This is a genomic window from Streptomyces bambusae, from assembly GCF_019400985.1.
In the GTDB taxonomy this organism is placed as follows: Bacteria; Actinomycetota; Actinomycetes; order Streptomycetales; family Streptomycetaceae; genus Streptomyces; species Streptomyces bambusae_A.
Window position 1 is genome coordinate 13201 of record NZ_WTFF01000017.1, and the last position, 19444, is coordinate 32644.

23 protein-coding genes are annotated in these 19444 nt (G+C 70.5%); 9 read left to right on the forward strand and 14 right to left on the reverse strand.

Annotated features, from left to right (window positions below):
* Window positions 1–117: 117 nt before the first annotated feature.
* On the forward strand, window positions 118–243 hold the full coding sequence (locus GPJ59_RS37125) for a hypothetical protein (RefSeq protein WP_258023892.1): 126 nt from the start codon (window positions 118–120) through the stop codon (window positions 241–243).
* A 106-nt stretch (window positions 244–349) separates the two neighbouring features.
* Here GPJ59_RS37125 and mqnE read toward each other — a convergent pair whose 3' ends face one another.
* Complete coding sequence (gene mqnE, locus GPJ59_RS04950; protein ID WP_219665127.1) at window positions 350–1513, reverse strand: aminofutalosine synthase MqnE; 1164 nt, start codon at window positions 1511–1513, stop codon at window positions 350–352.
* Window positions 1514–1578: 65 nt separating this feature from the next.
* Window positions 1579–2034 (reverse strand): Lrp/AsnC family transcriptional regulator, encoded by a 456-nt coding sequence (locus GPJ59_RS04955; RefSeq protein ID WP_125646494.1) that lies wholly within the window; start codon window positions 2032–2034, stop codon window positions 1579–1581.
* 123 nt (window positions 2035–2157) lie between these two features.
* Between GPJ59_RS04955 and GPJ59_RS04960 the strand changes: the two genes are divergently transcribed.
* Entirely contained in the window at window positions 2158–2301 is a 144-nt protein-coding gene (locus GPJ59_RS04960; RefSeq protein WP_219665162.1) for a hypothetical protein, read from the forward strand.
* Here GPJ59_RS04960 and GPJ59_RS04965 read toward each other — a convergent pair.
* Window positions 2298–3014 carry a UbiX family flavin prenyltransferase gene (locus tag GPJ59_RS04965; protein WP_219665128.1) on the reverse strand — a complete coding sequence of 239 codons (717 nt, stop codon included), beginning with the start codon at window positions 3012–3014 and terminating at the stop codon, window positions 2298–2300. The genes GPJ59_RS04960 and GPJ59_RS04965 overlap by 4 nt on opposite strands.
* Window positions 3015–3171: 157 nt before the next feature.
* Between GPJ59_RS04965 and GPJ59_RS04970 the strand changes: the two genes are divergently transcribed.
* Window positions 3172–3765: a rhomboid family intramembrane serine protease gene (locus GPJ59_RS04970; RefSeq protein ID WP_258023893.1), complete on the forward strand. Its 594-nt coding sequence runs from the start codon at window positions 3172–3174 to the stop codon at window positions 3763–3765.
* On the opposite strand, the gene GPJ59_RS04975 is transcribed toward GPJ59_RS04970, so the two are convergent.
* From GPJ59_RS04975 to GPJ59_RS04990, 4 genes are read right to left on the reverse strand one after another with little or no spacing between them, the layout of a single operon-like run.
* Window positions 3758–4342, reverse strand: a complete 585-nt coding sequence (locus tag GPJ59_RS04975) for a Uma2 family endonuclease (protein ID WP_219665129.1) — start codon at window positions 4340–4342, stop codon at window positions 3758–3760. The two genes, GPJ59_RS04970 and GPJ59_RS04975, sit on opposite strands and share 8 nt — an antisense overlap.
* A gap of 26 nt (window positions 4343–4368) precedes the next feature.
* Window positions 4369–5292 carry a menaquinone biosynthesis prenyltransferase MqnP gene (gene mqnP / locus GPJ59_RS04980; RefSeq protein ID WP_374200786.1) on the reverse strand — a complete coding sequence of 308 codons (924 nt, stop codon included), beginning with the start codon at window positions 5290–5292 and terminating at the stop codon, window positions 4369–4371.
* Entirely contained in the window at window positions 5289–5771 is a 483-nt protein-coding gene (locus GPJ59_RS04985) for a hypothetical protein (RefSeq protein WP_308120141.1), read from the reverse strand. The genes mqnP and GPJ59_RS04985 overlap by 4 nt, the downstream gene beginning before the upstream one ends.
* The gene (locus GPJ59_RS04990) at window positions 5768–7225 is read right to left on the reverse strand and encodes a menaquinone biosynthesis decarboxylase (RefSeq protein ID WP_219665130.1); all 1458 of its coding nucleotides are present in this window, start codon (window positions 7223–7225) and stop codon (window positions 5768–5770) included. Before GPJ59_RS04990 ends, GPJ59_RS04985 begins: the two co-directional genes overlap by 4 nt.
* Before the next feature lie 89 nt (window positions 7226–7314).
* Between GPJ59_RS04990 and GPJ59_RS04995 the strand changes: the two genes are divergently transcribed.
* A complete protein-coding gene (locus GPJ59_RS04995) occupies window positions 7315–7716 on the forward strand; it encodes a PLD nuclease N-terminal domain-containing protein (protein ID WP_219665131.1) in 402 nt (133 codons plus the stop codon).
* Window positions 7717–7784: 68 nt separating this feature from the next.
* On the opposite strand, the gene GPJ59_RS05000 is transcribed toward GPJ59_RS04995, so the two are convergent.
* The 7 genes from GPJ59_RS05000 to hemL all read right to left on the reverse strand — a co-directional run bounded on the left by GPJ59_RS05000 (window position 7785) and on the right by hemL (window position 14742).
* Window positions 7785–8246: an SRPBCC domain-containing protein gene (locus GPJ59_RS05000; protein WP_219665132.1), complete on the reverse strand. Its 462-nt coding sequence runs from the start codon at window positions 8244–8246 to the stop codon at window positions 7785–7787.
* An 86-nt stretch (window positions 8247–8332) separates the two neighbouring features.
* Window positions 8333–9436, reverse strand: coding sequence for a c-type cytochrome biogenesis protein CcsB (ccsB, locus tag GPJ59_RS05005; RefSeq protein WP_219665133.1), 1104 nt, complete (start codon window positions 9434–9436; stop codon window positions 8333–8335).
* Window positions 9433–11199, reverse strand: a complete 1767-nt coding sequence (resB, locus tag GPJ59_RS05010) for a cytochrome c biogenesis protein ResB (RefSeq protein WP_219665134.1) — start codon at window positions 11197–11199, stop codon at window positions 9433–9435. The genes ccsB and resB overlap by 4 nt, the downstream gene beginning before the upstream one ends.
* Before the next feature lie 10 nt (window positions 11200–11209).
* On the reverse strand, window positions 11210–11980 hold the full coding sequence (locus GPJ59_RS05015; RefSeq protein ID WP_219665156.1) for a cytochrome c biogenesis CcdA family protein: 771 nt from the start codon (window positions 11978–11980) through the stop codon (window positions 11210–11212).
* 5 nt (window positions 11981–11985) lie between these two features.
* A complete protein-coding gene (locus GPJ59_RS05020; protein ID WP_219665135.1) occupies window positions 11986–12618 on the reverse strand; it encodes a TlpA family protein disulfide reductase in 633 nt (210 codons plus the stop codon).
* Window positions 12619–12724: 106 nt separating this feature from the next.
* Window positions 12725–13405 (reverse strand): histidine phosphatase family protein, encoded by a 681-nt coding sequence (locus GPJ59_RS05025; protein WP_219665136.1) that lies wholly within the window; start codon window positions 13403–13405, stop codon window positions 12725–12727.
* A complete protein-coding gene (gene hemL / locus GPJ59_RS05030) occupies window positions 13402–14742 on the reverse strand; it encodes a glutamate-1-semialdehyde 2,1-aminomutase (protein WP_219665137.1) in 1341 nt (446 codons plus the stop codon). Before hemL ends, GPJ59_RS05025 begins: the two co-directional genes overlap by 4 nt.
* Before the next feature lie 632 nt (window positions 14743–15374).
* Here hemL and GPJ59_RS37130 point away from each other — a divergent pair.
* The 5 genes from GPJ59_RS37130 to upp all read left to right on the forward strand — a co-directional run bounded on the left by GPJ59_RS37130 (window position 15375) and on the right by upp (window position 19442).
* The gene (locus tag GPJ59_RS37130; RefSeq protein WP_258023900.1) at window positions 15375–15968 is read left to right on the forward strand and encodes a hypothetical protein; all 594 of its coding nucleotides are present in this window, start codon (window positions 15375–15377) and stop codon (window positions 15966–15968) included.
* 149 nt (window positions 15969–16117) lie between these two features.
* Window positions 16118–16564 (forward strand): hypothetical protein, encoded by a 447-nt coding sequence (locus GPJ59_RS05040; RefSeq protein ID WP_219665139.1) that lies wholly within the window; start codon window positions 16118–16120, stop codon window positions 16562–16564.
* 51 nt (window positions 16565–16615) lie between these two features.
* The gene (locus GPJ59_RS05045; protein ID WP_258023894.1) at window positions 16616–18058 is read left to right on the forward strand and encodes a hypothetical protein; all 1443 of its coding nucleotides are present in this window, start codon (window positions 16616–16618) and stop codon (window positions 18056–18058) included.
* A 2-nt stretch (window positions 18059–18060) separates the two neighbouring features.
* A complete protein-coding gene (locus GPJ59_RS05050) occupies window positions 18061–18573 on the forward strand; it encodes a hypothetical protein (protein ID WP_219665157.1) in 513 nt (170 codons plus the stop codon).
* A 197-nt stretch (window positions 18574–18770) separates the two neighbouring features.
* Entirely contained in the window at window positions 18771–19442 is a 672-nt protein-coding gene (gene upp / locus GPJ59_RS05055; RefSeq protein WP_219665141.1) for a uracil phosphoribosyltransferase, read from the forward strand.
* Window positions 19443–19444 lie beyond the last annotated feature (2 nt).

Genomic DNA, 19444 nt, shown 5'->3' on the forward strand with positions numbered 1-19444 from the left:
GGTCATCGCACCTCGGAGCAACCCACCCGCTCCGGGATGTGCCCCAGCAGCGGGCCGCAGGCCCGTCCTCGCGCCGTCCTGCGGCCCGCTGCGTCCCCCGTCGGAGAGGAGCAGGCCATGAGTACACCCCTGCCGCGCCGGAATCCCGGCCGTGAGCGCCAGCGCCAGGCCGTGCCCGGCTGGGTCGCCGAGGGCACCGCCATCAGCGACCCGATCGAAGGCCGCAACGGCATCGTCCGCTGAGCTCCCGCCAAACGGCCGAGGCCGCTCGCAGAGTGGGTGCGGGCGGCCTCGGGCGGACGGTGGTGCAGGCCGGGCGCGGCAGGGCGCGTCCGGCGCGGCAGGTGGGTCAGACGCGCATTGGCTGGGGGGACTCGCGGAGGGTCGCGTCCGGGCCCGGGTATTCGCGGATGACCTCGTAGCGCGTGTTGCGCTCGACCGGGCGGAAGCCGGCGTCCCTGATCAGTTCCAGGAGGTCGTCCCGGCTGAGCTTGTTGGGGGTGCCGTAGTTGTCGGCGTCGTGCGTGATCTTGTACTCCACGACCGAGCCGTCCATGTCGTCCGCGCCGTGCTGGAGCGCCAGCTGGGCGGTCTGCACGCCGTGCATCACCCAGAAGACCTTGACGTGCGGGACGTTGTCGAAGAGGAGGCGGGAGACCGCGAAGGTCTTCAGGGCCTCCGCGCCGGTCGCCATCGTGGTCCGCGCCTGGAGCGTGTTGCGGACCTTGCCGTCCTTCATGTCCACGAAGTCGTGCTGGTAGCGCAGCGGGATGAAGACCTGGAAGCCGCCGGTCTCGTCCTGGAGCTCGCGCAGCCGCAGCACGTGGTCCACGCGGTGGCGCGGCTCCTCGATGTGCCCGTAGAGCATCGTGCACGGGGTCTTGAGCCCCTTCTCGTGCGCGAGGCGGTGGATGCGCGACCAGTCCTCCCAGTGGGTGCGGTGGTCGACGATGTGCTGGCGGACCTCCCAGTCGAAGATCTCCGCGCCGCCGCCGGTCAGCGACTCCAGGCCCGCCTCGATCAGCTCGTCCAGGATCTCGGAGGCCGACAGGCCCGAGATGGTCTCGAAGTGGTGGATCTCGGTCGCCGTGAAAGCCTTGAGGGAGACGTTCGGCAGCGCCTTCTTCAGCTCGCTCAGCGACCGCGGGTAGTAGCGCCACGGCAGGTTGGGGTGCAGGCCGTTGACGATGTGCAGCTCGGTGAGGTTGTCGTTCTCCATGGCCTTGGCCAGGCGGACGGCCTCCTCGATGCGCATCGTGTACGCGTCCTTCTCGCCCGGCTTGCGCTGGAAGGAGCAGTACGCGCACGACGCGGTGCACACGTTGGTCATGTTGAGGTGGCGGTTGACGTTGAAGTGCACGACGTCGCCGTTCTTGCGGGTGCGCACCTCGTGGGCGAGGCCGCCCAGCCAGGCCAGATCGTCGGACTCGTAGAGGGCGATGCCGTCCTCACGGGTCAGCCGCTCGCCGGAGCGGACCTTCTCCTCCAGCTCACGCTTGAGCCCAGCGTCCATCTACCGGTCGCCTCCTCTATACGTCCTGATGTCCTGACTGTCCTGCAACCCTCGCAACCGTACTCTCAGCGCTCTTCGGGCAGCTCCCCGACCCGGTTCTCCCACTTCGTCGACAGCACGATGGTCGTACGGGTGCGGGAGACGCCCTTGGTCCCGGACAGCTTGCGGATGATCTTCTCCAGGCCGTCCACGTCGCTGGCGCGCACCTTGAGCATGTAGGAGTCGTCGCCGGCGATGAACCAGCAGTCCTCGATCTCGGCGAGGTCGCGCAGCCGCCGGGCCACGTCCTCGTGGTCGGCGGCGTCGGAGAGCGAGATGCCGATCAGGGCGGTCACGCCGAGGCCGAGGGAGGCCGAGTCGACGGTCGCCCGGTAGCCGGTGATCACACCGGCGCTCTCCAGCCGGTTGATCCGGTCCGTGACGCTGGGCCCGGAGAGGCCCACGAGCCGGCCGAGCTCCGCGTAGGAGGCACGTCCGTTCTCCCTCAGTGCCTGGATGAGCTGCCTATCCACCGCGTCCATCTACCTGACCCCTTCTATTGTTCGGCGATCCTGCAAGTTTAGGTATAGAATCGAAGGTACACAGGGGTCAACGCCCTGTGAATCTTTCAACAGATCAATGACGATCTTCAGGAGTGGTTCACCGTGTACACGATCGAGATGGCCTACGCCCACATGCGACAGCTGCAGGAGCTGGCCAACCGATCCCGTGCCCACCAGCCCGCCGCCGCCCACCGTCTCGACAAGGCCCGCAAGCCTCTGAGCGGCGTCCGCAGCAAGAAGCGCTAACTCCCGGGAGCGTGTGAGGTCCCCCTCGCTCCACCGGGGGCGCCTCCACCGGGGGCGCCTCCACCCAGCTCACCCTCCCAACGGCGGTACAGCCGGTGCGGCACCCCTGCCGCGTCCAGCACCCGCCCGGCGACGAAGTCCACGAGATCCTGGATGTGCGTCGCACCCGCGTAGAACGCCGGAGAGGCGGGCAGCACGACCGCGCCCGCCTCGTCCAGCGCCACCAGGTGCTTGAGCGTCTGCCCGTTCAGCGGGGTCTCCCGCACCGCCACCACCAGCGGCCGCCGCTCCTTGAGCGTGACGCTCGCCGTCCGCTGGAGCAGGTCCTTCGACAGCCCGAGCGCGACACCGGCCACGCACGCCGTCGACGCCGGTACGATCAGCATCCCCTTGACGGGGTACGAACCGCTGCTGGGACCTGCGGCCAGGTCGCCGGCGGCCCAGTACCGTACGTCGCCCAGATCCGGCACGGTGAACGTCCCCGGCTTGGAATCGGCCCCCCGGGCCAGCCACTCGCCCAGGTCCTCCCGCCAGTGCGCGTCCCGGAAGGCGATGCCTGTCTCGTCCAGCAGGGTGAGCCGCGATGCCCGGCTGACCACCAGGTCGACGCTCTCCCCCGCCGCGAGCAGCCCACGGAGCACCGAAGCCGCGTAGGGCGTCCCGGACGCCCCGGACACCCCGACCACCCACGGGGTGCGCTTGCCGTCAGTCATGCCTCCGAGCCTATCCGGCCAGACCGTACGGGCACTCGCCACGGTGCGCCGGACGTTCCCGGGAGGACGGGTGAACACGACGAGGGGGCGGACGAAGATGAACGGGGCGGACGGGATGAACGGAACGAACACGCCGGGGCGGGCTGGGAGGGCGGGGATGCCGGGGATGCCGGCCACGGCGGGCGGGCTCGGCCGGGCCAAGGCGGCGGCCGTCCTGATGCTGGGCTGGGTGGCCCTCCTGTGGGTCCTCGAAGCCGTCGACCTCGCCACGGGGCACGCGCTGGACGAGTACGGGATCGAGGCCCGCGAGCCGGCCGGCCTGCCGGGCGTGCTCACCGCGCCCTTCCTCCACGTCGGCTTCGACCACGTCGCCTCCAACAGCGTCCCGCTGCTGGTCCTGGGCTTCATGACGGCCCTGTCGGTGGGGATCCGGCACTTCCTCGCGGTGTGCGCCCTGATCCTGCTGGCGGACGGCCTGGGCACCTGGCTGATCTCGCCGCCGGACACCGAGACGCTGGGCGCGTCCGGCATGGTCTTCGGCCTCTTCGGCTACCTGCTGGTCCGGGGCTTCGTGGAACGCAAGCCGCTCGGCATCGCCGTGTCCCTGGGCATCGCCGCGTTCTACGGCAGCGGGATCGTGGCCGGCGTCCTCCCGACCGACTCGGACGTCAGCTGGCAGGGCCACCTGGCCGGCCTGGCGGCCGGCATCGCCACGGCCCTGTTCTACCGGCGCCCGGCGCGGCTCAGCTGACCACGGACGGATCGACCGGCAGGCCGGAGGTGTCGATCGTGAACTTGCCGATCCCGGTCTCGACGACGACCGTGTCGCCGTACGCGATGGTGTCGCGGCCCCGGTAGCCGTCGGGGCCCGGGTTCCACAGGGTCATGCAGTGCGCCTTGTACGGGTCGAAGATCAGGTAGTTCGGAATGCCGCGGCGGGCGTAGGCCCGGTCCTTGACCTCGTAGTCGTTGTGGACGCTGCTCGGTGAGACCACCTCGATGGCCAGCTCGACCAGGTCGGGCGGGTAGGAGCTGAGGTTCTTCCGCCGCTCGGCGTCGGGGATCAGCGCAAGGTCCGGGCAGAATTCGTTGTCGCCGTTGAAGGGGATCGCAACGTCGGAGATGAATGCCCACCCCCTTGGCAGCTGCCCCTTGAGGCTGTCCCGCACATCCCAGACCGTATCGTTGTGGTACGGCCTCAGCGGACTCATCACGATGGCGCCCTCGACAAGTTCCGTCCGGTACCCGGGGAACATGTCCTCGAGCCGGCTCAGCTTTGAGTGCAGGCGCTCGATCTGCGAGACGGTCACGTCGGCCTCCCTGTCCATGCACTCGATGGTAGGCCGCACGCTGGCTAGAGGGTCAGGCCTCGAACCGCCAGATCGAGCAGGGCGCACACGAAAAGCGCAATTCCGATGAAGCCGTTGACGGTGAAGAACGCCCTGTTCAGCCGGGACAGGTCGTGCGGGCGGACGATCGTGTGCTCGTAGACGAAGGCCACCGCCACGATCGCCAGGCCCGCCCAGAAGAACGCCCCCGCGTCCGTGGCCAGGGCGTACCAGACCAGCAGGGCCATGGTGACGACGTGGCAGGCGCGGGAGCCCCACAGGGCGGCCGGGACGCCGAAGCGGGCCGGGACGGACTTCACGCCCTCGGCGCGGTCGGCCGCCACGTCCTGGCAGGCGAAGATCAGGTCGAAGCCGCCGATCCAGACGCCCACGGCCAGGCCCAGGACCACCGCGTCCCAGGACCAGGTGCCGGTCACCGCGAGCCACGCGCCCACCGGGCCCATCGCCTGGGCCAGGCCCAGGATGGCGTGCGGGTAGTTCGTGAAGCGCTTGCCGTACGGGTAGACCACCATCGGGACGACGGCCACCGGGGCCAACGCCAGGCAGAGCGGGTTCAGCAGCGCGGCGGAGCCGAGGAACACCGCGACCGCGACCCCGGCGCCGGTCCAGGCGGTCCGCACCGAGACCGCGCCGGTGACCAGCTCGCGGCCGGCGGTGCGCGGGTTGCGGGCGTCGATCTCGCGGTCGATGATCCGGTTCGCGGCCATGGCGAAGGTCCGCAGGCCCACCATGCACACGGTGACCAGCGCCAGGGTCCACCAGTGGACGCTCCGGTCCGCCAAGTACATCGCCGTCAGCGCGGCGATGTACGCGAAGGGCAGCGCGAACACCGAGTGCTCGATCATGACCAGGCGCAGGAAGGCCTTGACCTTGCCGGGGGCCTGCGGCGCGGGACCGGGGCCGACCACCCCTTCGGCGGTCGTCATCATGCGAGCTCGCTCCGGAACTCTTCGATTGCGGCCAGCAGGGCCGCGCGGGGCACCGGGCCGGTCTCCAGGGACACCGTGGGTGCTCCCTCGGGCTCGGGTGGGGTGGCATGCACCGTAAACACGTAGCTCTCGCCCGTCCGCGCATGAACGATCGGGCGGCCTTCGAGCCGCAACACTGCGCCGGCTTCCACGGTGAACGTCTCGCCGGTGCCGACCGCGGCCTGCAGCCGCTCCGCGAAGTCGTCGACCTCGGCGTCGCGTACGCCCGGCAGCTCGAAGCCGCCGTCGGATTCGTAGTCGTCGTCCAGCATCAGGGCCCACACGTCGCCCGGGCCGGCGAACTCCTCGGCCGAGACGCCCGCCTGCTCGGCGGCTTCCCGGACAGCCGGGTCCGCGGGGTCGAGCCTCGGGCGCACGAGCAACATGAACGTGGTGTCCTCGCCGATGAACAGCGCCGGTCCACCCAGATCGGAACTCACAGCCCGTACTCCTTCCAGCGGCGGTCGACAAGGGCGGCCGTCGCCTGGTCGGACTCGACCATGTCCGGCCAGCCGCCGTCGCGGGTGTAGCCCTCCTCGGGCAGCTTCTTCGTCGCGTCGATGCCCGCCTTGCCGCCCCAGAACTGCTGGTACGAGGCGTGGTCCAGGTGGTCCACCGGGCCCTCGACCACCGTGAGGTCGCGGGAGTAGTCGGTGTTGCCGAGGGCCCGCCAGGAAACCTCGTGCAGGTCGTGGACGTCGCAGTCCTTGTCCACCACGATGATCAGCTTGGTCAGGGACATCATGTGCGCGCCCCAGATGGCGTGCATGACCTTCTGTGCGTGCTTCGGGTACTTCTTGTCGATCGAGACGATCGCGCAGTTGTGGAACCCGCCCGACTCGGGCAGGTGGTAGTCCACGATGTCCGGGACGATGATCTTCAGCAGCGGCAGGAAGAAGCGTTCCGTCGCGCGGCCCAGCGGGCCGTCCTCCGTCGGCGGGCGGCCGACCACGATCGACTGGAGCAGCGGGCGCCGCCGCATCGTGATGCAGTCGATCTTCAGCGCCGGGAACGGTTCCTGCGGCGTGTAGAAGCCGGTGTGGTCGCCGAACGGCCCCTCCGGCAGCATCTCGCCCGGCTCCAGCCAGCCCTCGATCACGACCTCGGCGTGCGCCGGGACCTGGAGCGGAACGGTCTTGCAGTCGACCATCTCGATCCGCTTGCCGGCGACGAAGCCCGCGAAGAGGTACTCGTCGATGTCGCCCGGCAGCGGGGCGGTGGACGCGTACGTGACGGCCGGCGGGCAGCCGAAGGCGATGGCGACCGGCAGCCGCTCGCCGCGCTCGGCGGCCACCGCGTAGTGGTTGCGGCTGTCCTTGTGGATCTGCCAGTGCATGCCGATGGTGCGCTTGTCGTGGCGCTGGAGGCGGTAGAGGCCCAGGTTGCGCACGCCCGTCTCCGGGTGCTTGGTGTGCGTCAGACCCAGGTTGAAGAAGGAGCCGCCGTCCTTGGGCCAGGTGAAGAGGGCCGGCAGCCGGTCCAGGTCGACGTCGTCGCCGGTGAGGACGACCTCCTGGACGGGGGCGGCGTCGGACCTCACCTTCTTCGGCGGCACGTGCACCATCGAGCCCAGCTTGCCGAAGGCCTCGCGGACGCCGACGAAGCCGTGCGGCAGCTCCGGCTTGAGCAGCCCGCCGATCTTCTCGCTGATCTCGCCGTACGACTTCAGGCCGAGCGCCTTGAGCAGCCGGCGGTCGGTGCCGAAGACGTTCATCGCCAGGGGCATGTCGGAACCCTTGACGTTCTCGAAGAGGAGCGCCGGCCCCCCGGCCTTGTTCACTCTGTCGACGATCTCCCCGACCTCCAGGTACGGGTCGACTTCGGCCTTGATGCGCTTGAGGTCGCCTTCGCGCTCCAGAGCCCGGAGCAGCGAGCGGAGATCGTCGTAAGCCATAGGGGCAAGTATCCGTCACCGGATACGCTGGACCTGTCACCGGGGCCGTCGATTCGAACCCCGCCATTGCTTACAGGGGGCTGCTCCACATGATCCGGGCGCTGATGTACATCCTGCCGCTGGCGCTGACGATCTATGCGTTCATCGACTGCCTCAACACCCCCGAGGACGAGGCCAAGCACCTCCCCAAGGTCGTCTGGGTCATCATCATCCTGCTCTTCTGGATCGTCGGCCCGATCGTCTGGTTCGCCGCGGGCAAGATGCGCCGTCCCCCGGTGGGCGGCCGTACGCCCTCCGAGTGGCACCGCAACCACCGGCACGAGTGGGTCGCCCCCGACGACAACCCGGCCTTCCTCAACTCCCTCCGCGAGGAGAACAAGAAGGACGAGGCCCTCCTCAAGGACTGGGAGGCGGACCTGCGGCGCCGCGAGGAAGAGCTGAAGCGGCGCGAGCAGGGCGAGGGCAAGGGCGAGGACAAGGGCCAGCCCTAGCGGGGACGAGGGCCGGTCCTGGCGGGCCTCCCGCGCCCTCGGCCTCCGTCGTCTCGGCCTCGGTCGTCTCAGTGGGGCGGGGGAGATGAGTGCCCCGCGCCCGGGGCCGTGGCCGTCAGTGCGGCTTCCAGCCGCTCGAAGCGGTCCTGCCAGACGGCCAGGCAGTGTGCGCAGTCGCTGTCGGAGCCGTGCCGGTCGTCGGTGAAGCGGACCAGCGTGGAGTCCGTGCCCAGCGGCTCCAGGTGGAAGCGGATCCGGTCGTTCTCGTCCACCGTGTACTCCGCGACCCGTTCGACGTCCCAGGCCGTGACCCGGCCCGAGACCGTCTCGTCCTCGTCGAGCCAGTGCAGGGTCACGGCCCCGCCCAGGTGCCGTTCCAGCACGTCCGCGTCCGCGAGCCAGCTGCTCAGCCCCTCCGGCGTGGTCAGGGCCGGCCAGACCGTCTCGTAGGCGCACGGCAGGTGCGGCTCGAAGTGCAGCAGGTAGCGGTCGCCGCTCCGGCGCTCGCTGGTGCCTTGCGGTGTCGGCATGGCACCAGCGTCGCTCCGTACGCGCGGCCGCGCACCTCGGGCCCGGGCCCAGGGTGCGCGGCCGCGCGTGTACGGAGGGCGGGGGCTCAGACGCCGCCGTAGCTGTGCTTGCCGTTGAGCAGGATGTTCACGCCGTAGTAGTTCCAGATCCAGCAGGCGAAGGCGAAGAGCGCCAGGTAGGCGGCCTTGCGGCCCTTCCAGCCGGCGGTGGCCCGGGCGTGCAGGTAGCAGGCGTACGCCACCCAGGTCACGAAGGACCAGACCTCCTTGGGGTCCCAGTCCCAGTAGCGGCCCCAGGCGTCGCCCGCCCAGATCGCGCCCGCGATGATCGTGAACGTCCACAGCGGGAAGACGGCCGCGTTGATCCGGTACGAGAACTTGTCCAGCGAGGCCGCCGACGGCAGCCGCTCCAGCACGGACGAGGCGAGCGTGCCGGGCTTGCCGCCGCCGGCGAGCTTGGCCTCGTAGGAGTCGCGGAAGAGGTACAGGGCGGTGCCGGCGGCGCCCAGGTAGAAGGTGGCGCCGCAGAAGATGGCGGTGGAGACGTGGATCCACAGCCAGTACGAGTCCAGCGCCGGGACCAGCTGGTCGCTGTCGGTGTAGAGCCACTTCGTGGCGATGCCGAGGTCCAGCAGGACGGTGGTGACCAGGATCAGGCCGAGCCAGCGGACGTTCTTCCCCACCGCGAGGAGGGCCAGGTACACGCCGACCGCCATCGTGGAGAAGGTGATCGAGAACTCGTACATGTTGCCCCAGGGCGCCCGCTCGACCGAGAGCGCGCGGGCGACGACGCCGCCCGCCTCGATCAGGAAGCCGAGCGCGGTCAGCGAGACCGCGATCCGCCCGTACAGGTCGCCCTTCTCGGTGCCGCCGGCCGCGCCGGGGCCGTCGGGTACGTCCCGGCTGCCGGCCGCGGACCGGCTGACGACCTCCGGCTTGTCGAGGACGGCCGTGCCGCCGCCCTGGGTACGCACCTGCACCGCGGGCGTCCCGGCCGCCGGCTTGCCGGCGGCGCCGGCGCGGGCGGCGGTCAGCGCGGCGGCCGTACGGCCGACCTTGCTGCGGCTGCCGAAGACCCATTCGGCGATGTGGGCGAAGAAGGCGAGCGTGTAGACCGCCATCGACGAATAGATCAGGTAGTTGCTGATCTCAGCCAGGTTCTCGTTGGCTGCGGCAGCGAGCGGGGTCATCCGCGCTCTCCTTCTCGGGACTCTTCGGCTGGGGGCTCTTCGGCTTGTGCGTCGTCGGGCTCGGGGGCGGGCTCGGGCTCGGGGGCGGGCGCGGTCGGCGCCTGCTCGTTCAGGGCGGCGGCGAGGCCGGCCAGCTCCTCGGGGAGTCTGGCGGACTCGCTGCGGCCGAGGCCCGCCAGCTCGACGACGGTCACGCCGTCCGGGCCGGCGACCGCCCGGACCCAGATCCGGCGGCGGTGGATGAACAGGGAGCCGGCCAGGCCCACGATGGCGCCCACGGCGCCGACGAGCGCGAGGCCGTTGCCCGGCTGCTCGGAGATCTGGAACGTCGCCCAGCGCTCGATGCCCTCGAACTTCACGGTGCCCGCGCCGTTCGGCAGCACCATCTCCTCGCCGACGGCCAGCCGCGCCTTGAACTGCTGGCCGCTGTCGTCCTTGAACTGCTGCATCTTGGACGTGTCGAGCCGGTAGACGTTCTGCGGCAGGCCGGAGTCGACGCCGAGGCTGCCGTGCCAGGCGTTCAGCGCCAGCCGCGGATTGGCCAGGTCGGGGAACTGGGAGAACATCGTGCCCGAGCCCTCGCCCGCGAAGGTCGGCACGAACCACGCGCTGAAGCCGAGCTGCTCCTTGACCCCGTTCGGGTCGACGTAGCCGTCGGTCACCTTCACCGCGCCGGAGGAGGTCAGGTTCGCGTCCTGCGGCAGCATCGGCACGGCGTCCTTGAAGATCACCTTGCCGGTGGGGTCGGTCACCGAGATCACCGGGGCGTAGCCGTGGCCGAGCAGGAAGACCTTGGAGCCGTCGACCTCCAGCGGCTCGTTGACCTCGATCTCGGCCGGGGTGGGCGTGCCGTCGGCGCCCTTGCTGTAGGTGACGTACGCCTTGAAGGTGCGCGGGGTGCCGCGCTGCGGCCCGTGCGTCTCGAACGAGGCGTCGAACCGGTCCAGGGTGAAGCTGAACGGCGGCAGGTCGTCGGAGTCGAAGAGCGAGCCCGGCTTGAAGTCGTCGTACTGGGTGAGGGTGTTCGAGAAGCCCTTGCCGCGCAGGACGAGCTTGCCGCCCTCGTACTTGTAGAGCTTGCCCACGGCGAAGGCGACGAGGATCGCGATCAGGGCGACGTGGAAGACCAGGTTCCCGGCCTCGCGCAGGTAGCCCTTCTCCGCCGCGACGGAGGTCCCGCCGGGCGCGGCCTCCGTGCGGAAGCGGCGCCGGCCGAGCAGGCCGCGGGCGTGCGCGAGCACCTCGTCGGGGGCGGCGCTCGTGCGCCAGGTGGCGTAGACGGGCATCCGGTCGAGCCGCTTGGGCGCCCCCGGCGGGCGGCCGGTCAGCTGGCCGACGAACTGCCAGGTGCGGGGCACGATGCAGCCGATGAGCGAGACGAACAGCAGGATGTAGATCGCGGAGAACCACACCGAGCCGTAGACCTCGAACAGCTGGAGCTTCTCGGCGAGCGGCACCCAGAACTCGTGGGTCTTCTTCCACTGCTCGACCTTCATCGGGTCGATGTGGGTCTGCGGCACGAGCGAGCCCGGGATGGCCCCGAGCGTCAGCAGGAACAGCAGGATCAGCGCGACCCGCATGGAGGTGAGCTGCCGCCAGAACCAGCGCAGCCAGCCGATGACGCCGATGCCCACGGGGGCGGCGGCGCCGTCCTCGGCGGGCGCGGTCGACAGCTGCGCGGCGGCAGCGGTGTCGGCGGTGTCCGCCGTGGCGTCCGTGGCGTCCGTGGCGTTCGCGGGGGCGGCCTTGTCCGTCGTACTCATGTCCTCGTCCTCAGATCCCCACCGTGAAGCCCTGGGTCCAGCCCTGCATCTCCTGGACGATGCTGTCCCACATTCCTGTGACGAGCAGCAGTCCGGTCACGATGAGCATGCCGCCGCCGATCCGCATCACCCACGCGTAGTGCTTCTTGACCCACCCGAACGCGCCCAGCGCCTTGCGGAACGCCAGCGCCGCCGCGATGAACGGCAGGCCCAGCCCCAGGCAGTACACGGTGGTCAGCAGCGCGCCGCGGCCCGCGCTCGCCTCGTTGAGCGAGAGCGTGGAGACGGCGGCGAGCGTGGGCCCCATGCAGGGGGTCCAGCCCACGCCGAACAGCACGCCCAGCACGGGCGCGCCGACCAGCCCGGCCGTGGGCTTGCGGTGGAAGCGGAACTCGCGCATCGTCAGGCCCGGGATCAGGCCCATGAAGAACAGCCCGAGCACGATCACCAGGACGCCGAGCACCTGGGAGATGATCCGCCGGTTCTCCTGGAGGGTCTCGCCGAAGTAGCCGAAGAGCGCCCCGCCGGAGACGAACACGGCCGTGAAGCCGAGGACGAACAGGCCGGCCCCGGCCAGCATCCGCCCGCGCCGGGCCTCGGCCAGGTCGGCACCGCTGACCCCGGTGACGTAGGAGAGGTAGCCGGGTACGAGCGGCAGCACGCAGGGCGAGAAGAAGGAGACGAGTCCGGCCAGCAGGGCGATGGGCAGCGCCAGCAGGAGGGCCCCGCCCAGCACGGTCTCGTTCACGCCGGTCGTTCCGGCGGCGAGGAGGAGCGGCACGTGGCTCACTGCTCCGCGAGGACCGGGTCGATCATCTTGCGCAGCTGTTCCTCGCTGACGGCGACGAGGGTGCGGGCGGCGATCCGGCCCTCCTTGTCGACGATGATCGTGGAGGGGATCGACTGCGCGTTGAGCGTGCCCTTGGGGAAGCGGAGCATCAGCTTGCCGTCCGGGTCGTACAGGCTCGGGTAGGTGATCCCGAAGTTCTGCTCGAAGGCGATCGCGGCCTGCTTGCTGTTGTCGCGGGTGTTGATCCCGACGAAGGCCACGTCCTTGCCGGCGTCGGCCAGCTCCTTGGAGACCTTGGCGAAGTTCGGGGCCTCGGCCCGGCAGGGCGGGCACCAGGAGCCCCAGACGTTGAGGACGACGACCTTGCCCTTGAGGGTGCTGGTGTCGAGCGTCTTGCCGTCGACGGTCTCGCCGTCGAGCTTCGGCGCCTCGGTCCGCTCGCCGCGGGCGACGGTGGAGACACCGCTCGCGCCCGTCACGTAGCCGCCGCCCGAACTCTTGGCGGCCTTGCTGCCGCCGGAATCGCCGCAGGAGGTCAGGGTCAGGGCGCCGGCGGCGGTCACCGCGGTCAGCAGGATCGCGCGGCCGCGGGTCGAGCGGCGGCGGCGGGGGGCGCGGCTAGGGCTCATGTGAAAAGTTTCGCATGGGCGTTTTAGGGATCTTCCGCACCCCCCGACGCGGCACCGGGCCCGGGCGGGGGCCGTCCGGTGGCCGGCCGGGGGCCGCCGGGCCGGCTCAGGCGCCGAAGGCCTTCGACTTCCCCTTCACCGGCTTCGCCCCCGCCAGCAGGTGCGCCGGTACGAGGTCCCGCGCCGGCTCGCTGTAGCCCACCGACACGAGCCGGTCGCCCTGGTAGGTGAACGAGGTCAGCGAGGCGAGCGTGCACTGCCGGCGCCGCGGGTCGTGCCACAGCCGCCGCTTCTCCGCGAAGCTGCGCACGATCCAGATCGGCAGCTGGTGGCTGACCGCCACCGCCTCGTGGCCGCGCGCCGCGTCGCGCGCCGCCTCCAGGGCGCTCATCATCCGCACGACCTGCTCGACGTACGGCTCGCCCCAGGACGGCTTGAAGGGGTTGGTCAGGTGCTTCCAGTTCGAGGGCTTGCGCAGCGCGCCGTCGCCGACGCCGAAGGTCTTGCCCTCGAAGACGTTCTCCGCCTCCAGCAGCCGCGAGTCCGTGGCCAGCGCCAGGCCGTGGCTCTTGGCGATCGGGGCGGCCGTCTCCTGGGCCCGCTCCAGCGGGGAGGACACGACGTACGCGATGTCCCGGCCCTCCAGGTGCTCGGCGACCCGGTCGGCCATCTGCCGGCCGAGGGCGGAGAGGTGGTAGCCGGGCCGGCGGCCGTAGAGGACGCCGTCCGGGTTCTCCACCTCGCCGTGCCGCACGAGGTGGACGACGGTGATCTCGTTCCCGCTCATGCCGTGGCCTCCGTGGCCTCGGTGGCCTCCGCGGCGGCGCGGGCGGCGGCCGGCAGCGCGGCGGCGATCCGCTCGACGGCGCGCTCGTCGTGGGCGGTGGAGACGAACCACGACTCGAACGCCGACGGCGGCAGGTACACGCCGCCGGCCAGCATGGCGTGGAAGAAGGCGGTGAAGCGGAAGGACTCCTGCTGCTTGGCGTCCTCGTAGTTGCGCACCTCGTCGGCGGTGAAGAACACCGAGAACATGTTGGAGGCGGTCTGCAGCCGGTGCGCGACGCCCTCCTTGGCCAGCGCGCCCGTGACGAGCCGCTGGATCTCGGCGGAGACCGCGTCCACCTTCTCGTACGCCGCGTCGTCGAGCAGCCGCAGCTGGGCGAGGCCCGCGGCGGTGGCGACCGGGTTACCGGAGAGCGTGCCCGCCTGGTAGACCGGGCCGGCCGGGGCCAGGTACGCCATGACGTCCGCGCGGCCGCCGAACGCCGCCGCCGGGAAACCGCCGCCCATGACCTTGCCGAAGGTCATCAGGTCGGGCTTGACGCCGTCCACGCCGTACCAGCCGGCGCGGCTGGTACGGAAGCCGGTCATGACCTCGTCGGAGATGTAGAGCGCGCCCTCGGAGCGGCAGATGTCGGCCAGGCCCTGGTTGAAGCCGGGGGCGGGGGTGACGACGCCCATGTTGCCGGGGGCGGCCTCGGTGATCACGCAGGCGATCTGGCCGGGGTGCGCGGCGAAGGCCGCCCGTACGGCGTCGAGGTCGTTGTACGGCAGCACGATCGTGTCGCCGGCCTGCGCGCCGGTGACGCCGGGGGTGTCGGGCAGCGCGAAGGTCGCGAGCCCGGAACCGGCGGCGGCCAGCAGCGCGTCGACATGGCCGTGGTAGCACCCGGCGAACTTGACGACCTTGGCGCGGCCGGTGAAGCCGCGGGCGAGCCGGATCGCCGACATGGTCGCCTCGGTGCCGGAGGAGACCAGGCGCACCTGCTCGACGGGCTCGACGCGGGCCACGATCTCCTCGGCGAGCGCGACCTCGCCCTCGCCGGGCGTACCGAAGGAGGTGCCGCGGGCGACGGCCTCCTGCACGGCGGCGATCACCTCGGGGTGGGCGTGGCCGAGGATCATCGGTCCCCAGGAGCACACGAGGTCGACGTACTCGCGTCCGTCGGCATCCGTCAGGTACGGACCGGTACCGGAGACCATGAACCGGGGCGTTCCGCCCACGGCACGGAAGGCGCGGACCGGAGAGTTCACGCCGCCGGGGGTCACGAGGGACGCGCGCTCGAAGAGCGTCTGCGAAACTGGGGCTTCATACGGGTACGGGTAGCTCACACGAGCCATGGTCTCACCAGGCCGCGACCGACTTGCGGACGGGCGTTTCACCGCGCCGCCGCGGGGGAGGTCACTGCCATGATGATCAGGCTGCGTGGCGGGGGCCACGGGGCCGGGGCAGGCAAGACCAGTCGGGTGGAGATATGCAACGCGGTGGTGGACCGGGCGAGGGTACGGACGGCCTCGACCCGCAGCGCGCCCGCGAGGCCCGCGAAGCCCGCCGCCGCGGCAAGCACCGCCGCCGCGCGTCGACGGAACCGACCGGGCTGCCCGAGGCCTCGCCGATGCCGGAGGCTGGGGCTGGACCTGGGGCGGAGCGCGGATCGGGACTCGGGCCGGGACTCGGGCCGGGACTCGGGTCGGAGCGCGTGGCGGACCCCGCCGCGGACCGCGACGAGGGCCGCACGCGGGACGGCTCCGCGGACCGCCGGACGGACGTGTCCCGGGGGCGCGGGGCGGACGGCGCTCAGGGGCGAGGCACCCAGGGGCACGGTGCCCAGGGGCACGGTGCCCAGGGGCACGGTGTCCAGGGGCTCGGGCAGGACGGCGCTCGGGACGGCGGGGCGGACCCCGACACGGACCCCGACAAGGATCGCGACACGGTCGGCTCCACGGGCCGCGACACGGACCCCGACCGCGGGATGGACGACTCCCGACGGCTCGGGGCGGGCGGCCCCCGGCGGCGCGGGCCGGGCGGCTCCCGGGACGGCGGGCGGGCGTCCGACACGGACGGGGACCGCGGGCGTCCGTCCGACACCGACGGGGACCGCGTCGGCTCGCCGATCGGGGGCCGCGGCATGGGGGTGACGTACAAGTACTTCGGCGCGCCGGACGGCGCGACGGCGGCCCGGGTCCCGATCTCGATGCGCCCGGAGGAGCTCGGCGGCGACGAGCTCGGCATGGGCGGCATGTTCACCAAGATCAAGCCGGAGACGGTGGCCGCGATGGTCCTGACCGGCATCGAGGGCATACCCCTGCACAAGGTCCCGCCGCTGGAGCTGGTCGTCCTCCACCCCGACTACGCGGTGGTCAAGCTCCCCATGACGGTGGTCGACCCGCTGCGCGACATCGGCGAGGAGTCGGTCGGCGCGGCGGCCTTCATCTGGTCCACGGTCCCGGACCGCGGCGGCCCGAGCGACGCCTTCAACGTCTACCAGCTCCTCCACGAATGGCAGGACTTCTCCCACCGCCTCCACGAGGCGGGCCACCAGCCGTACTGCCTGGTCTGGCCCTGACCGCAGGCGCACCATCGGCGTACCGCTGTCCGACCTCTTCAACCGGGGCGCGATTGAGCCACTCTGCGTGCCTCCTGACCGGATCACGCTTTCTGTACGCGGTTTCCGTTCCGTAAGTTGCCTGACGGGACATCAACAGGGAGGGATCCATGGCCTGGGATGAGTGGGAGCAGATCAAGGCGGATTCGGGAGCCCAGCAGTCCGTCTCGACCCGGTTGAACCAGCTCGCCCCGGCGGCGGGCGGCGGCGGTGTCGGCAAGCCGGACATGGCAGCCAGCCCGGCGGCCAAGAAGGCGGCGGCGAAAGCGATCAACGAGGACCTGGAGCCGGGTGTCACGAGGGACGGCAAGCACACGGCTGAGAGCATGGGTGCCGCGGTCAAGGAGTTCGGGCCGAAGGACGGTCACGGCTGGGACACCTCCAGCGCGCTGAAGAAGGCGCACGAGACCTGGGAGAGGCAGGTCACGATGCTGCTCGGCCGCCTGGCCTCGGAGAAGCAGGCCCTGAGCGCGACCGGCGTCAGCTTCCAGAGCAACGAACTCGACACCACCGCGCGGCTGGCCCTGGCCCGCCAGTCGCGGATCAACGGCATCTGACCGGCCGGCCGACCGGCCCCAGGGGGAGACATGCCGACCTATCACGAAGTCATGAGCACCGACCTGTCCACACTCACCGCTGCCGCCGGCAAGTGGGAGGAGACGGCAGGCAAGTTCAAAACACTTGAGGACCAGTACGCGAAGGACGTCCACGGCGTCTCGCTCGGCGAGTCCTGGATCGGCCTGAGCGCCCAAGCCGCCAACGAAAGGTTCACCGTCACCCTCAAGGAACTCCAAGGAGCGCAGAAGGAGGCGAAAGCAGTCGCCGGCATCCTGCGTAACGCGCACACACAACTCACCGACCTGCGGAACCGGGTCAGGGCGATCCGTGACGACGCGGTCAAGGCGGGCATGCGCGTGTCCGACCAGGGTGTCGTCGCGTACGACACGGAGCGGCTCACCCAGGGCGAGCGCACGGCATACCTCCACGACCCCGACTTCCAGCAAAGCGCCCGCACGCACGCCAGCGAGTGGTCCGAAAAGCTGGCCCAGGCCGTCAAGGCGGTCACCGACGCCGACGACGGCATCCGTCTCGCGCTCGCCGCCGCCGTCCTCGACTCCGACCTCATGGACGGCACGTTCAACGGCTTCAACCGGAACCCCAAGGCAAGCCCGTACCCCTCCCTGGAGGAGGCCGGCAAGGCCGCCAACATGCCCAAGGACCGCAAGGATGTCCCCGCCTGGTGGCGCAGCCTCGACCCTGCCACCCGAGGCATCCTGCTCCAGGAGAAGGGCGACGCACTACGGGCGGCAGGGATCATGGACCCGCAGTACCAGTGGACGTCTCCTGACCCTGGATCCGGGCCATTCGGTGTAGAGGACCCCACGCCACGGGATGTGAAGTTCCACGCCTGGGCCCTCGGCCTCGCCACGGCTGGCGACCTCACCGGAGAAACCGGGGCTTCTCGCAACATCTTGCATTACCTGCGCGCCACCGGCGAACCTCTCTCCCTCGACGTGAACCGCATGCTGCACGACGATGCCAAGTTCCGGTCCGACATCGAACGGGTCCATATCGCACAGAACCAGGAGCAGTGGCGCAGGGAAGCGCTCGCCGAATTCGAGAAGGCAGGAGGCGATAGAACGATCACCATTCCGGTCGAGAGCAAACAATACGGCGGTACGTTCACAAAGGACACAGACTGGTATCACGCCGTGGGGTCACACCAGCAGACCGTCTCGGGCATGGTCACTGTCAGACCTGGCGAGGCCGGCAAGCCTGATGTGTCGCTCGAGTATCAGGTCAATGTGTGGGACCGCTACAACTGGGACAAGGGGAAGTCCACAGACTTCCCCGGGGGAATCGTCATCCGGGACGAAGACATGGGCCACCTTCACACCGTCGGCATCGCCCAAGAGTTCGACATGCGCGGTAGCAGCCCGACGTTCACGCGCGATTTGAACGGCGACGCGAGCCCTGCAGTGAACCCTGCCGACCCTGGCCGATCGGGCGGCCGTGGAGACGTCTCGCGGGGCGACGAGGAGAACCGGTGAGCATGCGAAACCGAAACCGGGCGTGCGGAGCAATGTGCGCGGCGCTTGTCTCCGCGCTGCTTCTCACGTCCTGCTCGACCGGAGCACCGGGCAGCGCCACACGCGAGAGCACCTATCCGCGCTGGGAGGAGGGCGCCGGCGCCACCGAGGCGGCGGCGTTCATGAAAGTTCAGATCCCCGAGGGGGCCACGGACGTAAAGGGCGCCGTGCAGGTCAACCCCCGGGAGGACGAGTACATCCTCTCCTTCCGCACCGACAGGGCCACCGCAACCCGAGTTGCAGAGGACCTGCACTCCGAAGAGCCGCTCAAGCCATGGCGTATCAGCTCGACGTCGGAACCCGAACTCTTCGGACACCTCGGCCTCACGGAGCCGCAAACACTCAAGGGCGCACTCTGGGCAGGTGTCTGCCCTCCTTGCGTCAAGGACTACCGACGTCGCAGTGTCGCGTGGCTGGAGATCCACATCGAGAACCTGGAAGCCGACCAAGCCCGGGTATACCTGCGCGCGTTCTGACCGCACGACCGGCCGCACGGGCCGACGCCTTCGCATGGGTCCCCCGTGTTCCGCTGGCGGTTGGTGGTGGCAACTGGGTGGGGTGTTCCGTGCGGGGGGCTGAATAACAAAGAATCTGTTTTGTTTTCGGGCGGTGGTGCCGCCGCCCGGGCGGCCCCGTACCCCACGTCCCCGGAAGCCGACGCAGAGCAGGTGTCATGACGACCAGCGAGAAGGTCCACCAGCTGCCGCAGACCAACCAGTTGCGCGCGCTGCACACGATCATCCGGGACCGTGACGTCCCGCGCGCGGACTTCGTGCACTACGCGCGCCGCGTCATCCGGCTCCTCCTGGAGTCCGCCCTGGACCTGCTGCCCTTCGACAAGCAGGACGTCACCACCCCGGTCGGCGAGACCTACCCCGGGCTGCGGTTCACCGGCAAGCTGTGCGCCGTACCCGTGATCCGGGCCGGCGACTCCATGGTGGAGGAGCTGCGCCTGCTCATACCGGGCATCCGGGTCGGCAAGATCCTCATCCAGCGCGACAAGACCACCAAGCTGCCCCACCTGCAGTACTGGAACCTCCCCGACGACATCGCCGACCGCCACGTCCTGCTGCTGGAGCCGATGCTCGCCACCGGCGGCAGCGCCAACGCCGCGATCGAGGTGCTGCTCGGCGCGGGGGTCAGGGAGGAGCGGATCGTGCTCGTCAACTTCCTCTCCGCGCCGGAAGGGATCGACGCCGTCCGCCGCGCACACCCCGAGGTCACGCTGATCACGTCCTCCATCGAGGAGCGGCTGAACCCGAACGCGTTCATGATCCCCGGCATCGGGGACTTCGGGGACCGGTTCTTCGGCACCACCGACTCGGCCCTGGCCGCCCGGCGGTGAGC

Bases quoted from the DNA above. Each gene is read 5' to 3' on its own strand.
- resB (WP_219665134.1), bottom strand. From the start codon at position 11,199: ATGAGTACGACGGACAAGGCCGCCCCCGCGAACGCCACGGACGCCACG.
- GPJ59_RS05000 (WP_219665132.1), bottom strand. From the start codon at position 8,246: ATGCCGACACCGCAAGGCACCAGCGAGCGCCGGAGCGGCGACCGCTAC.
- GPJ59_RS05025 (WP_219665136.1), bottom strand. From the start codon at position 13,405: ATGAGCGGGAACGAGATCACCGTCGTCCACCTCGTGCGGCACGGCGAG.
- GPJ59_RS04995 (WP_219665131.1), top strand. From the start codon at position 7,315: ATGATCCGGGCGCTGATGTACATCCTGCCGCTGGCGCTGACGATCTAT.
- mqnE (WP_219665127.1), bottom strand. From the start codon at position 1,513: ATGGACGCTGGGCTCAAGCGTGAGCTGGAGGAGAAGGTCCGCTCCGGC.
- ccsB (WP_219665133.1), bottom strand. From the start codon at position 9,436: ATGACCCCGCTCGCTGCCGCAGCCAACGAGAACCTGGCTGAGATCAGC.
- upp (WP_219665141.1), top strand. From the start codon at position 18,771: ATGACGACCAGCGAGAAGGTCCACCAGCTGCCGCAGACCAACCAGTTG.
- GPJ59_RS04955 (WP_125646494.1), bottom strand. From the start codon at position 2,034: ATGGACGCGGTGGATAGGCAGCTCATCCAGGCACTGAGGGAGAACGGA.
- GPJ59_RS04990 (WP_219665130.1), bottom strand. From the start codon at position 7,225: ATGGCTTACGACGATCTCCGCTCGCTGCTCCGGGCTCTGGAGCGCGAA.
- GPJ59_RS37125 (WP_258023892.1), top strand. From the start codon at position 118: ATGAGTACACCCCTGCCGCGCCGGAATCCCGGCCGTGAGCGCCAGCGC.
- GPJ59_RS05020 (WP_219665135.1), bottom strand. From the start codon at position 12,618: ATGAGCCCTAGCCGCGCCCCCCGCCGCCGCCGCTCGACCCGCGGCCGC.
- GPJ59_RS04970 (WP_258023893.1), top strand. From the start codon at position 3,172: ATGCCGGGGATGCCGGCCACGGCGGGCGGGCTCGGCCGGGCCAAGGCG.
- GPJ59_RS04975 (WP_219665129.1), bottom strand. From the start codon at position 4,342: ATGGACAGGGAGGCCGACGTGACCGTCTCGCAGATCGAGCGCCTGCAC.
- GPJ59_RS05045 (WP_258023894.1), top strand. From the start codon at position 16,616: ATGAGCACCGACCTGTCCACACTCACCGCTGCCGCCGGCAAGTGGGAG.
- GPJ59_RS04965 (WP_219665128.1), bottom strand. From the start codon at position 3,014: ATGACTGACGGCAAGCGCACCCCGTGGGTGGTCGGGGTGTCCGGGGCG.
- GPJ59_RS05050 (WP_219665157.1), top strand. From the start codon at position 18,061: ATGCGAAACCGAAACCGGGCGTGCGGAGCAATGTGCGCGGCGCTTGTC.
- GPJ59_RS37130 (WP_258023900.1), top strand. From the start codon at position 15,375: ATGGACGACTCCCGACGGCTCGGGGCGGGCGGCCCCCGGCGGCGCGGG.
- hemL (WP_219665137.1), bottom strand. From the start codon at position 14,742: ATGGCTCGTGTGAGCTACCCGTACCCGTATGAAGCCCCAGTTTCGCAG.
- mqnP (WP_374200786.1), bottom strand. From the start codon at position 5,292: ATGATGACGACCGCCGAAGGGGTGGTCGGCCCCGGTCCCGCGCCGCAG.
- GPJ59_RS05040 (WP_219665139.1), top strand. From the start codon at position 16,118: ATGGCCTGGGATGAGTGGGAGCAGATCAAGGCGGATTCGGGAGCCCAG.